This is a genomic window from Salinicoccus sp. RF5, from assembly GCF_020786625.1.
Taxonomy (GTDB): Bacteria; Bacillota; Bacilli; order Staphylococcales; family Salinicoccaceae; genus Salinicoccus.
The window spans coordinates 159,112-173,513 of record NZ_JAJGRC010000001.1; the positions used below are offsets into that span (position 1 = coordinate 159,112).

The 14,402-nt window shown below is 49.9% G+C and carries 12 protein-coding genes; all 12 read left to right on the plus strand.

Going from position 1 to position 14,402, the window contains the following annotated elements:
• Positions 1-95: 95 nt before the first annotated feature.
• The 12 genes from LLU09_RS00960 (at position 96) to LLU09_RS01015 (ending at position 14,397) form a co-directional block, all read left to right on the plus strand.
• Positions 96-407, plus strand: coding sequence for a DUF485 domain-containing protein (locus tag LLU09_RS00960; RefSeq protein ID WP_040106746.1), 312 nt, complete (start codon positions 96-98; stop codon positions 405-407).
• Positions 404-1,951, plus strand: a complete 1,548-nt coding sequence (locus LLU09_RS00965) for a solute symporter family protein (RefSeq protein WP_228310093.1) — start codon at positions 404-406, stop codon at positions 1,949-1,951. Before LLU09_RS00960 ends, LLU09_RS00965 begins: the two co-directional genes overlap by 4 nt.
• A gap of 231 nt (positions 1,952-2,182) precedes the next feature.
• Entirely contained in the window at positions 2,183-3,298 is a 1,116-nt protein-coding gene (locus LLU09_RS00970) for a citrate synthase (protein WP_228310094.1), read from the plus strand.
• Between the two features lie 34 nt (positions 3,299-3,332).
• Positions 3,333-4,598 carry an NADP-dependent isocitrate dehydrogenase gene (gene icd, locus LLU09_RS00975; protein ID WP_228310095.1) on the plus strand — a complete coding sequence of 422 codons (1,266 nt, stop codon included), beginning with the start codon at positions 3,333-3,335 and terminating at the stop codon, positions 4,596-4,598.
• Between the two features lie 9 nt (positions 4,599-4,607).
• A complete protein-coding gene (mdh, locus tag LLU09_RS00980) occupies positions 4,608-5,561 on the plus strand; it encodes a malate dehydrogenase (protein ID WP_228310096.1) in 954 nt (317 codons plus the stop codon).
• Positions 5,562-5,655: 94 nt separating this feature from the next.
• On the plus strand, positions 5,656-7,233 hold the full coding sequence (locus LLU09_RS00985; RefSeq protein WP_228310097.1) for an AbgT family transporter: 1,578 nt from the start codon (positions 5,656-5,658) through the stop codon (positions 7,231-7,233).
• A gap of 123 nt (positions 7,234-7,356) precedes the next feature.
• The gene (gene polA / locus LLU09_RS00990) at positions 7,357-9,957 is read left to right on the plus strand and encodes a DNA polymerase I (RefSeq protein ID WP_228310098.1); all 2,601 of its coding nucleotides are present in this window, start codon (positions 7,357-7,359) and stop codon (positions 9,955-9,957) included.
• A gap of 8 nt (positions 9,958-9,965) precedes the next feature.
• On the plus strand, positions 9,966-10,835 hold the full coding sequence (gene mutM / locus LLU09_RS00995; RefSeq protein ID WP_228310099.1) for a bifunctional DNA-formamidopyrimidine glycosylase/DNA-(apurinic or apyrimidinic site) lyase: 870 nt from the start codon (positions 9,966-9,968) through the stop codon (positions 10,833-10,835).
• Positions 10,836-10,839: 4 nt separating this feature from the next.
• Entirely contained in the window at positions 10,840-11,430 is a 591-nt protein-coding gene (gene coaE, locus LLU09_RS01000) for a dephospho-CoA kinase (RefSeq protein ID WP_228310100.1), read from the plus strand.
• A gap of 85 nt (positions 11,431-11,515) precedes the next feature.
• On the plus strand, positions 11,516-12,520 hold the full coding sequence (locus LLU09_RS01005) for a glyceraldehyde-3-phosphate dehydrogenase (protein ID WP_228310101.1): 1,005 nt from the start codon (positions 11,516-11,518) through the stop codon (positions 12,518-12,520).
• A 91-nt stretch (positions 12,521-12,611) separates the two neighbouring features.
• Positions 12,612-13,085, plus strand: coding sequence for a transcriptional regulator NrdR (gene nrdR, locus LLU09_RS01010; protein WP_040106756.1), 474 nt, complete (start codon positions 12,612-12,614; stop codon positions 13,083-13,085).
• Positions 13,069-14,397 (plus strand): replication initiation and membrane attachment family protein, encoded by a 1,329-nt coding sequence (locus LLU09_RS01015; RefSeq protein ID WP_228310102.1) that lies wholly within the window; start codon positions 13,069-13,071, stop codon positions 14,395-14,397. Before nrdR ends, LLU09_RS01015 begins: the two co-directional genes overlap by 17 nt.
• Positions 14,398-14,402 lie beyond the last annotated feature (5 nt).

Consider the following 14,402-nt stretch of genomic DNA (forward strand, 5'->3'; position numbering starts at 1 on the left):
TTACATAATGTGTAATTTTATACGATTTTTACTATTCGAAAAATTGACATTATTATACACCACCCATAGAATGTTAGTTACAAGGGGGAATTGAAATGTCAAATATTGATTATAAGAAGATTTCTGATCAGCCTGAATTCGAGGCGCTTCTCAGAAAGCGGAATAAGTTCATCCTGCCGATCAGCATCTTCTTCATCATCGCTACGCTTATTTTTCCGGTACTGACGGGATACACCGACCTGCTCAATTATGAGGCGTTCGGTAACATTTCATGGGCGTGGATCTACGCAATTATGCTTTTCATCATGGTCTGGACACTTGTCACAATCTACATGAAAAGGGCGAAGGAGTTCGACAAGGAAGCCGATGAAATCATCAGAAAGTACAGGGAAGGGGAATACAAATGAATTTAACAGTCATCATCATGTTCCTGGTGTTTGTTGGGGCAACATTGGTAATTACATATTTTGCTTCCAAGCGCACACAGTCCACGAATGACTTCTATACAGCAGGCGGAGGCCTGACAGGCTGGCAGAACGGCCTGGCAATTTCAGGTGACTATCTGTCGGCGGCTTCATTTCTGGGTATCGCTGGTGCAATCGCCCTGTGGGGATTCGATGGGTTCTTCTATAGTGTCGGCTATTTGACCGCTTATCTGGTCGTTCTGTATATCGTCGCAGAGCCACTCAGGAATTTGGGTAAATACACAGTTGCGGATATGATAGCCGCAAGGTTTGAATTGAAGAAAGTGCGGGCATTTGCAGCCCTCTCTTCCATCACGATCGTCATCTTCTATATGCTTGCCCAGCTTGTTGGCGCAGGCGCACTGATACAGCTTCTATTTGATATACCGTACAGTGTCTCAGTCATCCTGGTAGGCATCATGATGACGATCTATGTCCTGTTCGGTGGGATGACGGCGACGAGCTGGGTGCAGATGGTCAAAGCGGTACTGCTCATGATCGGTACGCTCATCATCTCTTTTCTTGTACTGCTCAACTTCAACTTCAATATATTCGCGATGTTCGGGGAGATGAAGAACATCACGGCACCCGAGCTGGAGGGTCCATTCCTCAATCCGGGATCCCAGGGTTCTTCGCCCCTCAATAACATTTCACTCATCGTCGCGCTGCTGTTCGGTACTGCAGGGCTGCCGCACATCCTCATGAGGTTCTTTACCGTCAAGGATGCGAAGACGGCGAGAAGCTCCGTCATGTGGGCAACATGGATCATAGGCATCTTCTATATCCTGACGATCTTCCTCGGTTTCGGCGCTGCTGCACTGCTGACGCGTGAAGAGATCATCGCTGCGAACCCTGCAGGCAACATGGCTGCACCACTCCTTGCTGAAAGGCTTGGGGGAGACTTCCTCATGTCCTTCGTCGCCGCGGTCGCATTCGCAACGATCCTCGCTGTAGTAGCCGGGCTGGTACTCTCCGGCGCAAGTGCATTTGCACATGATATATACGGTCAGGTGATAAAGAAGGGCAAGATGACGGACAGGGAACAGATGCTGGCGGCAAGGACTGCAGCTTTGAGCGTCAGTGTGCTGTCCATAATCCTTGCACTTTTCGCCCAGAACCAGAACGTGGCGTTCCTGGTCTCCCTGGCATTTTGTGTAGCCGCCAGTGCAAACCTTCCGGTCATCGTCTATACGATCTTCTGGAAGCGCTTCAACACACAGGGGGCGATTGCCGGCATCATCACAGGCTTGGTCGTATCACTGGTACTTGTCATCCTGAGTCCGAACGTAATGGACCCATCCGGAAATGCATTCATTGCCATGGAACCGATATTCCCATTGGATAACCCTGCACTGATTTCTGTACCTGCAGGCTTTATCGGTGCCTTCCTCGGGACATTCCTCGGCAAGGCGGAATCCCACGAAAAGTATCGGGAGGTCAAGGTCAAATCGGTCACAGGCATATCCACTTCGGATGTTTCCCATTAGGTATAAGTTTATCTTATATGAATCAATAAGTTAATTAATTGTTTCTTATGAAAGCGGTAATTTCTTTAGATTACCGCTTTTTCCTTTATGTAAGGGCTTTCGAGCATGATAACGGTAATTTTTTCACAATATAATATATTTTCTTGATTTATTCACAAAGTTCTTGAATTTGATATAATGGGGTAGAAGCCGAAGTGGCTATTCTATGAATTAATAAGAAGGAGAGTCAATATGTCTGACAAAAAAGGTTTAGAAGGTATTGTAGCGGCCGAGTCCCGCATCAGCTCCATCATTGGTTCACAGCTGACTTATTGTGGCTATGAAATCGATGACCTTGCTGAAAATGCATCGTTCGAGGAAGTCGTCTTCCTGCTTTGGAACGATAGGCTCCCGAACCAATCAGAACTGGATGATTTCCAGGCGAAACTATTCGAGCATATGACACTCAACCCGAGAGTCTACAACCATTTCGAAGAATATGCTGCAGATAAGGTCCACCCGATGACGGGCATCCGTACTGCACTGTCATACCTTGCGCATTTCGATCCGAATGCAGAAGATATGAGCGAAGAGGCGAACCAGGAAAAGGCGATCCGCATCCAGGCGAAGGTTGCATCCCTCGTTTCTGCATTCTCAAGGATCCGCAACGGTCAGGAAGTCGTGAAGCCGAAGGAAGGCCTGAGCTACGCAGCCAACTTCCTGTACATGCTGAACGGAGAAGAGCCGAATGACACTGAAGTTGAAGCGATGAACAAGGCGCTTGTACTTCATGCGGACCACGAACTCAATGCCTCCACATTCACTGCACGTGTATGTGTAGCAACGCTGTCGGATGTATATTCCGGTGTCACTGCAGCAGCAGGCGCCCTTAAAGGACCACTCCATGGCGGGGCCAACGAACGCGTGATGCAGATGCTTTCTGAAATCGACTCATCTGATGATGTGGAAAGCTATCTCAAAGAGAAATTTGAGAACAAGGAAAAAATCATGGGCATGGGCCACCGTGTATATAAAGAAGGGGACCCACGCGCCAAATACTTGAAGGATATGTCCAAGAAGCTGACCGAACAGATCGGCGAACCGGATCTTTATGAGAAATCAGTAAAGATTGCTGAAATCGTTGAGAGGGAGAAGGGCCTTCTTCCAAACGTCGACTTCTTCAGTGCGTCCGTGTACCACTCGCTCGGCATCGACCACGACCTGTTTACACCAATCTTTGCGATGAGCCGTGTTTCTGGATGGCTTGCACATATCCTTGAGCAGTATCAGGACAACCGTCTGATCAGACCACGAGCCGAATATGTAGGCCAGATTGACAGAAAATACGAACCTATTGAAGAAAGATAAGCGATCAAGATAAATAATTGGAGGAATAAATTCTATGGCTAGTCAAAAAATCACTACAGACAACGGGGTACTCAACGTACCGGATCAACCTGTCATTCCATTCATCGAAGGAGACGGCATCGGCCCTGACATCTGGAGCGCAGCAAGTAAAGTGCTTGATGCAGCAGTTGAGAAAGCATACGACGGCAAAAAAGGCATCGAATGGAAGGAAGTCCTTGCGGGACAGAAAGCCTACGACAAGACTGGCGAATGGCTGCCGCAGGAAACGCTCGATACGATCGATGAATACCTGCTGGCCATCAAAGGGCCTCTCACAACGCCAATCGGCGGCGGCATCCGTTCCCTCAACGTTGCGTTGAGGCAGGAATTGGATCTCTTCACATGCCTTCGTCCGGTAAGGTATTTCGAAGGCGTACCTTCCCCGCTGAAGCGTCCGGAAGAGACTGACATGGTCATTTTCCGTGAGAACACTGAAGATATCTATGCGGGCATTGAATTCCAGGAAGGTACTGATGATGTCAAGAAAGTCATCGATTTCCTGCAGAATGAAATGGGTGCAAAAAATATCCGTTTCCCTGAAACTTCCGGAATCGGCATCAAACCAGTATCCAAAGAAGGAACGGAAAGGCTCGTCCGCTCTGCAATCAACTATGCGATCGACAACAACCGCCCGTCTGTAACGCTTGTCCACAAAGGGAACATCATGAAGTTCACTGAAGGTGCATTCAAAGCATGGGGTTATGACCTTGCTGAGCGCGAATTCGGAGATAAGGTCTTCACGTGGAAAGAATATGACAAGATCGTCGAGGATGAAGGCAGGGAAGCGGCAGACAAAGCGCAGTCCGAAGCTGAAGCAGCAGGCAAAATCGTCATCAAGGACGCAATTGCAGACATCTTCCTGCAGCAGATCCTCACACGTCCAAAAGACTTCGGTGTCGTAGCGACGATGAACCTGAACGGCGACTATGTTTCCGATGCACTTGCAGCGCAAGTCGGCGGAATCGGCATTGCACCAGGTGCAAACATCAACTATGAGACTGGACACGCCATCTTCGAAGCGACTCATGGTACGGCACCGAAGTACGCAGGACTCGATAAGGTGAATCCATCTTCAGTCATCCTCTCCGGCGTATTGATGCTTGAGCACATCGGATGGCAGGAAGCGGCCGACCTCATCACGAAATCAATGGAGAAGACAATCGCCTCCAAAGTGGTCACTTATGACTTTGCCCGTCTCATGGATGGCGCAACAGAAGTGAAATGTTCCGAATTCGGAGATGAACTGATCAAAAACATGTAATCATGTTTGATGACAAGGAGCGTGGACAGCATGAACAGGAAGAAGATTTCAGTCATTGGTGCCGGATTTACCGGTGCCACGACAGCTTTCATCGCTGCATCAAAAGCATTGGGTGACGTTGTATTGGTTGATATACCACAAGCTGAAGATCCGACCCGGGGCAAAGCCCTGGACATGTCGGAAGCGACGCCTGTGCTGGGTGTTGATGTGGACATTACAGGCACAAGCAGCTATGAAGACACAAAAGACTCCGATATCGTCATCATCACAGCAGGCATAGCCAGAAAGCCGGGTATGAGCAGGGATGACCTTGTGAAGACCAACCAGAAGGTGATGTCCGCCGTTACACGTGAAATCGTCAAATATTCACCGGACTGCTCAATCCTCGTCCTCACCAACCCGGTGGATGCCATGACCTACACTGTGTACAAGGAGTCGGGCTTCCCGAAGAACAGGGTGATCGGCCAATCCGGCGTCCTTGACACAGCGCGGTTCAGAACATTCATAGCCGAAGAGCTGAAGCTTTCCGTCCAGGATGTCCAAGGCTTCGTACTCGGCGGTCATGGTGATGATATGGTGCCATTGATACGCTATTCGAACGTAGGGGGCGTCCCTCTTACAAGCCTGCTGGACCAGGATAAGATTGATGCCATCATCGAACGCACACGGAAGGGTGGGGCGGAAATCGTCAACCTGCTTGGCAGTGGTTCCGCATATTATGCACCTGCTGCAGCTCTTGTAGAAATGGCCGAAGCCATCCTTTCGGATCAGAAACGCGTACTTCCGGCAATCGCATACCTTGAAGGCGAGTACGGCTATGAGGACATCTATCTTGGGGTGCCTACAGTGCTTGGCGCAGAAGGTATTGAGCGCATCATTGAACTGGAGCTCACCGACGAAGAAAAGAGCGGGCTGGATAAATCCAAGGACTCTGTGACGAATGTCATGAACATGTTGAAATAATATTTGTAAAATTCAAGTATGGGTATTATACTGGAAAGGCTGCCAACTGGCGGCCTTTTCGGTTTATAGTTTAAAATGGGAGGAAATTTTTGAAATGGAAGATAGTAGGAAGAAGGATGGTATTTTTCAGAAATTTCTTGATTTTGTAGAGTGGCTGGGCAATAAGCTGCCTCACCCGGTGACCTTGTTTGCGCTTCTTGCAGCGCTGACTCTGGTGGCATCCGCCATTTTGGCAATGTTCGAAATTACGGTGGAACATCCGGGAGAAGATCAGGAAACTGTTTCAATCAATAATCTACTGGACAGTGAAGGAATAAGCTACATATTCTCAAGCATGACCGACAACTTCATCAACTTTGCGCCGCTTGGCGTAGTGCTTGTCACGATGCTTGGGATAGGTGTCGCTGAAAGATCCGGACTGATCAGTGCTGCATTGCGAGGCTTTGTGCTGTCAATACCGAAGCAGCTGATTACTGCCGGACTGGTATTTGCCGGTATCATGTCATCGCTCGCTTCCGACGCAGGATATGTCGTGCTGCCGCCACTTGGAGCGGTGCTGTTCCTCGCGCTGGGAAGACATCCGCTCGCAGGGCTTGCAGCAGCATTTGCCGGTGTTTCTGCCGGCTTCTCTGCTAACCTGCTCCTCAGTGGAACGGACGCGATGCTTGCAGAACTTTCGATCGCAGCTGCATCAGTCATAGACCCCCAATATGCAGAGGGTATGAACGTGGCGATGAACTACTTCTTCATTGCAGCGAGTGTATTCCTGCTCACACTTGTAGGGTGGTTCGTCTCAGATAAGATCGTCGAACCGAGGCTTGGAAGCTTTGATCCGCAGAATGGTGATTCCACTGCAGTGGAGAACACTGATGAAATGAATCCTCTGAAGCCTGTCGAAAAGAAAGGGCTGATCTGGGCAATCATTTCTGCTGTTGTGGGCATCGCGCTTGCATCACTGCTCGTCGTACTGCCGAATTCTCCGATGCGTGGTGACGATTCCATAGGCAATTATATGGACACGATCGTCCAATCTCCGTTCATGAGTGATGGGCTGGTGCCAATCATCGCAATCCTCTTCTTCATACCAGGGCTCGTATATGGACTGATCACGCGCAGCATCAAGAACGACAAGGATGTCGCCAACCAGATGACCGAAACGATGGCTGCCATGGGTATGTTCATCGTCCTGGCATTCACTGCCGGACAGTTCGTTGCATACTTCGCAGAATCCAACATCGGTCTTGTCATCGGCGTGTATGGTGCAGAGCTGCTTGAAGCACTCAACCTTACCGGCATTCCATTGATCATCGGCTTCATGTTAGTAACGGCCGTGGTCAACCTCTTCATCGGAAGTGCCAGCGCCAAATGGGCGATGATGGCACCGATATTCGTGCCGATCATGATGCAGCTCGGATATTCTCCGGAACTGACGACTATGGCATACCGTGTTGCGGATTCATCCACGAACATCATCACACCACTGTTGACATACTTTGCGATCATCATCGCCTTTGCCCAGCAGTACGATAAGAACATCGGCATTGGTACATTGATTTCCGTCATGCTGCCATATTCCATCTTCTTCTTCGTTACATGGGCACTCATGCTCATCGTATGGATGCTTTTCGGAATTCCGCTCGGACCGAATGCACCAATCGAATATACCGGATAACAACAAGGCGCAGCCCAGGCTGCGCCTTTTTCTATGGATTAAACCGCCCTGGAAATGTATAATCTGATATGAAGAGGCTGAGTTGGAGCGGCCGGGACGATTCAGCAGAGAGGAGATATTATAATGAAGAAACTGATTCTGATAGATGGAAACAGCGTCGCTTTCCGTGCATTCTATGGACTGCCGCTGTTGAGCAACCAGAGCGGCCTGCATACGAATGCCATTTTCGGTTACGCAAGGCTTTTGGAGAAATTGATTGCAGATGAGGCACCCACCCATTTCCTCGTTGCCTTCGATGCAGGAAAATCAACTTTCCGGCATAAGCAGTACGAAGAGTACAAGGGGGGCAGGCAGAAGATGCCGCCTGAACTGGGTGAACAGCTCGCCCCGATCCGCAGGCTGATCGATGCGTATGGCATCAAAAGGTATGAACTGGACGAATATGAAGCGGACGACATCATCGGTACCATGAGCAGGAAAGCGGATGAAGAAGGCTTCGAAACGATCATCATCACCGGAGACAGGGACCTCACCCAGCTGGCCAGTGCCAATACGGTCATCTATTATACGAAGAAGGGCATATCGGATATCGATAAATACACCCCGGAATATATCGAGGAGATATATGGACTTGATCCGGAACAGATCGTCGATCTGAAGGGCCTGATGGGGGACAAGTCCGATAATATACCTGGCGTGCCGGGCGTAGGCGAAAAGACGGCGCTTAAACTGCTCAAGAATCATGGCAGTGTGGAAGAAGTGCTGGAGCATCTGGATGAAGTCAAAGGGAAGAAGCTCAAGGAGAACCTCACTGCACACAAAGAGGATGCACTGATGAGCAAATCCCTCGCTACCATCCACCGTGCCGTGCCCGTCGATTTCGGGATGGATGACCTGAAATTCACTGATGACAATGAACAGGAGAAGTATGAACTCTTCAAGGAGCTTGAGTTCGACTCCCTGCTCAAGAACATGGAAGCCAGTGAAACGGAAGACAAGGTCGAGTTTTCCGACGAACGTGTGACGGACATGGAGGCGCTTCGGGAGGACATATCCTTCCATTTGGAAGTGCGGGCGGACAACTACCTGGTCCACAAGCCGGAATATGTTGCGGCCACCGATGGTGAACGCACTTTCGTCAGCCATATGGATGATGTGGATCCAGGACAGCTTGAAAGTTTCCTTGAGTCTAGAAGCACGATCAATGTGTATGACATCAAGCGCCAGATGGGTCTTCTCAGGCACCTGGACATCCATTTTCAGGATTTCGATCATGACATCATGCTGGGCAGCTTCCTGCTTGATCCGTCCAAGAAGATCATCGACGTAGCAGAGACGGCGGCCCAGTTCAACATCAATATAGACAGTGATGACTATCACTACGGCAAGGGACGCAATGCCAAGGAACCGACGGGGGAGGCGCATTTCAAGTTCCTGAATGACAAGGTCATGGCTGTGCATAACGTGAGGAACAAAATGGATACTTCATTGGCAGAGGATGAAATGCTCGATCTGTGGAAAGATCTCGAAATTCCCCTGGCCAAAGTCCTTTCCGAGATGGAATACCGCGGCATCAGGGTGGATGCTTCACGCCTCAAGGAAATGGAGTCGGGAATAAAGGAACGGCTCGAGGAAATAGAAGAACGGATTTATACACTTGCAGGTGAAGCGTTCAACATCAACTCGCCGAAGCAGCTCGGCCACATCCTTTTTGAAAAGCTGGAGCTCCCGGTCATCAAAAAGACGAAGACGGGCTATTCGACAGCGGTCGGTGTACTGGAAGAGCTTCAGGATAAACATGATATCATCAAATACCTTCTGGATTACCGGACCCTCGCGAAACTCCAGTCCACCTACGTCATCGGGCTCCAGGGGGAGATAAAGGAAGATTCGAAGATCCACACGCGCTTCAACCAGACGCTGGCACAGACAGGCCGTCTGTCATCCGTGGAACCGAACCTCCAGAACATACCCATCCGTATAGATGAGGGCAGGCGGATCAGGAAGGCATTCGTCCCGAAGGATGATGCGCACGTACTGCTGGCACTCGACTATTCGCAGATTGAACTGCGGGTGCTTGCACACATCACAGGGGACGAGACGATGACAAGCGCATTTACGAGTGATACTGATATCCATACAAAGACAGCAATGGAAGTCTTCAATGTGGAGCGTGAGGATGTCACATCCGAGATGCGGCGGAACGCCAAGGCCGTGAACTTCGGCATCGTGTACGGCATCAGTGATTATGGTCTCAGTCAGAACCTCGGCATCACACGCAAGGAGGCCAAGACGTTCATCGACAATTATCTGGATTCCTTCCCTGAGGTGAAGAACTTCATGAAGTCCATTGTGCAGGATGCCAAACGGGATGGCTATGTGAAGACGCTCCTCAACAGAAGGAGGTACATCCCGGACATACACAGCCGCAATTTCAATGCGAGAAGCTTTGCAGAACGGACGGCCATGAACTCTCCGATACAGGGGAGTGCGGCAGATATCATCAAACTCGCCATGGTCAAGTACGAACAATCGGAAGCAGCACAGAAATTCAATGCCGAATTGTTGCTCCAGATCCACGATGAACTGATTTTTGACATTCCGAGAGATGAAGTGGAAGATTTTATCCCGGTCATCAAGGAAATCATGGAGAATGCGATGGAACTTCGTGTTCCTCTTAAAGTGGATTATGGTTATGGCAATGACTGGTATGAAGTAAAGTAGGTGGAGAAATGCCGGAATTACCGGAAGTTGAGCTGGTCCGGCGGGCGCTTGAGAAGGAAGTGGAGGGCGCCTCGATTGAAGCGGTCGCCTTTTCCGACTTCGTGAACAAGGGGCACGCAACCAGCCGAAAGACGATCATAAAGCAGGATTTGGATACATTCCACAGCAATGTCAGTGGAGCGACAATAAGGAAAGTGGGCAGACGTGGAAAATACCTATACTTCATCATGGAGAAATCCGATGAAATTTTCCACATGGTCTCGCATCTGGGCATGTCCGGTGCCTTCTTTGTCACAGACTCCATTGAAGCCATTGCGGACAGGAATTACAGGAAGCATTGGCAGGTCGCCTTCAGGCTTGAGGACGGGCGGACTCTGTCATATTGCGACATCAGAAGATTCGGGGAGATGTTGACCGTGGGCAGAATGGGTGATTTCCCGCCATTCGAACGCATGGCAGTCGAATACACACACCCTGACAGCCTGGTCGATTTCATCGACAGGGCGCGGGCCCCGGCCAACAGGAACAAGGCGATCAAAGCCGTAATCATGGATAGTGCGGTCATTCCGGGTGTCGGAAATATCTATGCATCAGAGGCTCTTTTTACTTCAGGGATACTGCCGACGAGAAAAGCCGGAAACATCTCAGTCAAGCGGCTGATGGCACTTCATAAGGCAATTGCCGATGTGTTCGACCTCTCCATAGAGAACGGCGGCTCGACCATCTCGGACTACCGGGGTGTGTCGGGGGAGAAGGGGAGCATGCAGGACCGTTTCCATATCTATCAGAAGAAATCCTGTTCCTCGTGTGGCGGACCGGTCAAGACTAAAACGATCGCAACACGGAACACATTCTACTGTACCAAATGCCAGAGGTGATATAATGAATTATATAATCGGTCTGACGGGCGGAATTGCCAGCGGCAAATCCACTGCCTCGGACTATATCAGATCAAAAGGGTATCCGGTCCTCGATGCGGATACCTATGCGAAGAAGGCAACCGCCAAAGGCGGTCCCGCATATCAGGGGATCATCGATCATTTCGGCGCAGAACTCCTGCAGGATGACGGGGAGATCGACCGGCGGAAACTGGGGGCCATCGTCTTCAATGATGACGGAGAGAGGAAGGTCCTGAACCAGCTGGTGCATCCGGAAGTGCGGCGGATGATGGATGAGGACAAGGAACGGCTGGCCGAATCGGGCCATGTATTCCTCGATATCCCGCTGCTTTTCGAAAATGGACTGGACCGTCAATGTGACATCACATTGACGGTATATGTGGATCAGGAGACACAGATTGAAAGGCTGATGGAAAGGAACGGGTTCTCCCATTCCGAAGCCCTGTCCAGGATAAACAGTCAGATGCCGCTTTCCGAGAAGCGTGACAGAAGTGATGAAGTACTTGACAACAGTGGTTCAAAAAATGAGCTGTATGCGCAGATTGAAGATTTTTTGGCGAACATTGAAAAGTAGACAATTTATACTAAATACTCCTTTTAATCAAAAATCAATATGTTATACTAATTATTGAAAAGTATAGCATAAAGGGGCTAATGTCATGAAAAAAGTAGCAATCAACGGTCTTGGAAGAATAGGAAGAATGGTGTTCCGCATTGCGGCCGCTTCCGATGAATTGGAACTTGTAGCAGTCAATGCCAGCTATCCGGCAGAAACGCTTGCGCATCTTCTCAATTATGACACTACCCATGGCAAGTGGGAAAAGCATGTGGAGGCGAAGGAAGGCAAGCTCGTCATAGATGGCAGCGAAGTTCAGATCACCAATGAAAGAAACCCTGAAAACCTGCCGTGGGAATCCATGGGTGTGGACCTTGTCATAGAGGCGACAGGCGCATTCAACCATGGCGACAAAGCCATAGCCCATGTCAAGGCGGGCGCAAAGAAAGTACTGCTTACTGCACCGGCGAAAGGCGGAGAAGTGCAGACGGTCGTACTTGGCGTCAATGATGAGGCCCTCGACCTCAATACATATGATGTATTCTCAAATGCTTCATGCACTACGAACTGTCTGGCACCGGTCGCAAAGGTGCTCGATGATGAGTACGGCATCAACAACGGCCTTATGACTACGGTCCATGCCTATACAAATGATCAGAAGAACATAGATAACCCACACAAGGACTTGAGAAGGGCGCGGTCTTGCGGAGACAACATCATCCCGACTTCGACCGGAGCGGCAAAGGCCCTCGGTGTCGTGCTGCCCCAGCTGAATGGCAAACTCCATGGTCTGGCCCTCCGCGTTCCGGTATCCAATGTGTCCCTTGTGGACCTGGTCGTCGACCTGGACAAGCCGGTCACCAAAGAGGAGCTGAATGCAACGTTTGAAAAGCATGCAGAGGGGCCGCTCAAAGGCATACTCGGTGTTACAGACGAGCCGCTCGTATCGAGCGACTTCAATACAGACAGCAGAAGCTCCATCATCGATTCCTCCCTCACCATGGTCATGGATGACAGGAAAGTGAAGGTGCTTGCGTGGTACGACAATGAGTGGGGATACTCCACACGTGTCGTCGAACTTGCTGAAAAGATTGTTTCGGAAATATAAATGATTTTTAAAAGAAGAAACTCCTGTTTCTTCTTTTTTTATTCCTGATATATTATAATGGTATACTAATCCCGGGAAGTGAGGTGGTCATATGAGATGTCCAAACTGCCAGCATACGAGTTCCAGAGTGGTCGATTCCAGGCATACGGATGAGCTGTCCGCCATCCGCAGACGCAGGGAATGTGAGGAGTGCGGTTTCAGGTTCACCACTTTTGAACGCATGGAACTGTCTCCGCTCGTCGTAGTAAAAAAAGATGGCAATCGAGAAGTCTTCAGTCGGGACAAGCTCATGGACGGACTGCTCAGAGCATGTGAGAAGCGTCCGATTCCATACGAAGCATTGGAAAAAACGACTGCACGCATAGAATCTGCGCTCAGAAACCTGAACAAGCCAGAGATATCAAGCAATGAAATTGGTGAATTTGTGATGAAGGAATTGATTACACTGGACCAGGTGGCCTATGTCAGGTTCGCTTCGGTCTATAAGGAATTCAAGGATATCGACCAGTTGATGGATACACTGAAGCACCTCGCCAAAGGCAGGGATGATGATGAACTTCAATGAACGTCTGAAACCGAATACCGAGTTCATGATCTATAACCCCTCCGATTTTGAAAAGTCCCACCTGAATGTGCTGAATGAACTCTACCTCCCCCTCATCCATCAGGATGCTGCGATGGCATACATCTATCTGCAGGAATCCTCCCTGCATCACGGGACGCTCGAGATCAGGTTCCATAAGGAGATCATGGATGAACTGAACATGCCCCTGTCCACATTTTCTGCGCTTCTGGAAAAATTGGAGGGCATCGGCCTCATAAGGTCCTTCGTCTCCAACGAGGAGCACGATGACCTGTTCATCTATGAACTGCTCCTTCCGCTTACCCCGGAGGACTTCTTCAAGGATCCCATGCTGAGCCTGTACCTGTACAGCCATATCGGTCCGAATGCATACAAGAAGAAGAAGGAGCGGCTGACATATCCGATGAAGCCGAAGAACATCACCGAGGTGACGCGGAAGTTCACTGAAGTGTTTCAGGCAGGGAGCGGCGAGGGATTCACCGTACCCGATGCCTCCTTCAAGAGGGAGAATGTCTCCGCCGGGCCGAACCTTGATATCGAAGACTTCGACTTTGATGTACTCTTCACACACTTGAAGGGCACGAAGATCGACAGGTCCTTCTTCACAAGGGAAGTCAGGATGCTGATTGTGAAATTGAGTGTGCTATTCAACCTGAATGCATATGATGTGAAGCAGATTCTGCTGTCATCGACGACACAATATGCCGGCATCGATATGGAGCAGCTGAAATACGAGGCGAGAAGGTACTATCAGAAGGAGAGCCGGGGGAAACTCCCGGCGATATCAAAACCCCAGGTGGCAGAGAGGGAGACGGAGCAGGATTCCTATATCGACCGGCTCGAGTCGATCAGTCCGCTTGATAGGCTGAACGACATCAGGAACAATCAGCCAAGCGACAACGACCTCAAACTTGTGACCGATATCATCGCCAGGACCAGCCTGCCGAACGGGGTGATCAACCTCCTGCTTGAATATGTCTATCAGCAGAAGAACGGGGACCTCGGGTACAATTATACGATGAAGATCGCAAGGGACTGGGAGGACAAGGGAATCCGTTCCGCCAAGGAGGCCTACCAGTCCATAATGGACTACAGGAAACAAATGAATGCAAAGCGCAAAGGACCGAAAGACCGCCAGGGTGAACGCAAGCCATCCTGGATGGACGGCGGCCGGAAGCGGGCTGAAAAGAAAGAAGCGGAGCAGCCTGCGCCCCGGAAGGAAGCTGTCCAGAAGACGGCCAAGGACGATCCTGAGATCCAGAAAATGATAGACGACTTTAGAAAGTCCAGGTGATATGA

Bases quoted from the DNA above. Each gene is read 5' to 3' on its own strand.
- LLU09_RS01005 (WP_228310101.1), top strand. From the start codon at position 11,516: ATGAAAAAAGTAGCAATCAACGGTCTTGGAAGAATAGGAAGAATGGTG.
- coaE (WP_228310100.1), top strand. From the start codon at position 10,840: ATGAATTATATAATCGGTCTGACGGGCGGAATTGCCAGCGGCAAATCC.
- mdh (WP_228310096.1), top strand. From the start codon at position 4,608: ATGACAAGGAGCGTGGACAGCATGAACAGGAAGAAGATTTCAGTCATT.
- LLU09_RS00965 (WP_228310093.1), top strand. From the start codon at position 404: ATGAATTTAACAGTCATCATCATGTTCCTGGTGTTTGTTGGGGCAACA.
- LLU09_RS00985 (WP_228310097.1), top strand. From the start codon at position 5,656: ATGGAAGATAGTAGGAAGAAGGATGGTATTTTTCAGAAATTTCTTGAT.
- LLU09_RS00960 (WP_040106746.1), top strand. From the start codon at position 96: ATGTCAAATATTGATTATAAGAAGATTTCTGATCAGCCTGAATTCGAG.
- LLU09_RS00970 (WP_228310094.1), top strand. From the start codon at position 2,183: ATGTCTGACAAAAAAGGTTTAGAAGGTATTGTAGCGGCCGAGTCCCGC.
- mutM (WP_228310099.1), top strand. From the start codon at position 9,966: ATGCCGGAATTACCGGAAGTTGAGCTGGTCCGGCGGGCGCTTGAGAAG.
- LLU09_RS01015 (WP_228310102.1), top strand. From the start codon at position 13,069: ATGATGAACTTCAATGAACGTCTGAAACCGAATACCGAGTTCATGATC.
- polA (WP_228310098.1), top strand. From the start codon at position 7,357: ATGAAGAAACTGATTCTGATAGATGGAAACAGCGTCGCTTTCCGTGCA.
- nrdR (WP_040106756.1), top strand. From the start codon at position 12,612: ATGAGATGTCCAAACTGCCAGCATACGAGTTCCAGAGTGGTCGATTCC.
- icd (WP_228310095.1), top strand. From the start codon at position 3,333: ATGGCTAGTCAAAAAATCACTACAGACAACGGGGTACTCAACGTACCG.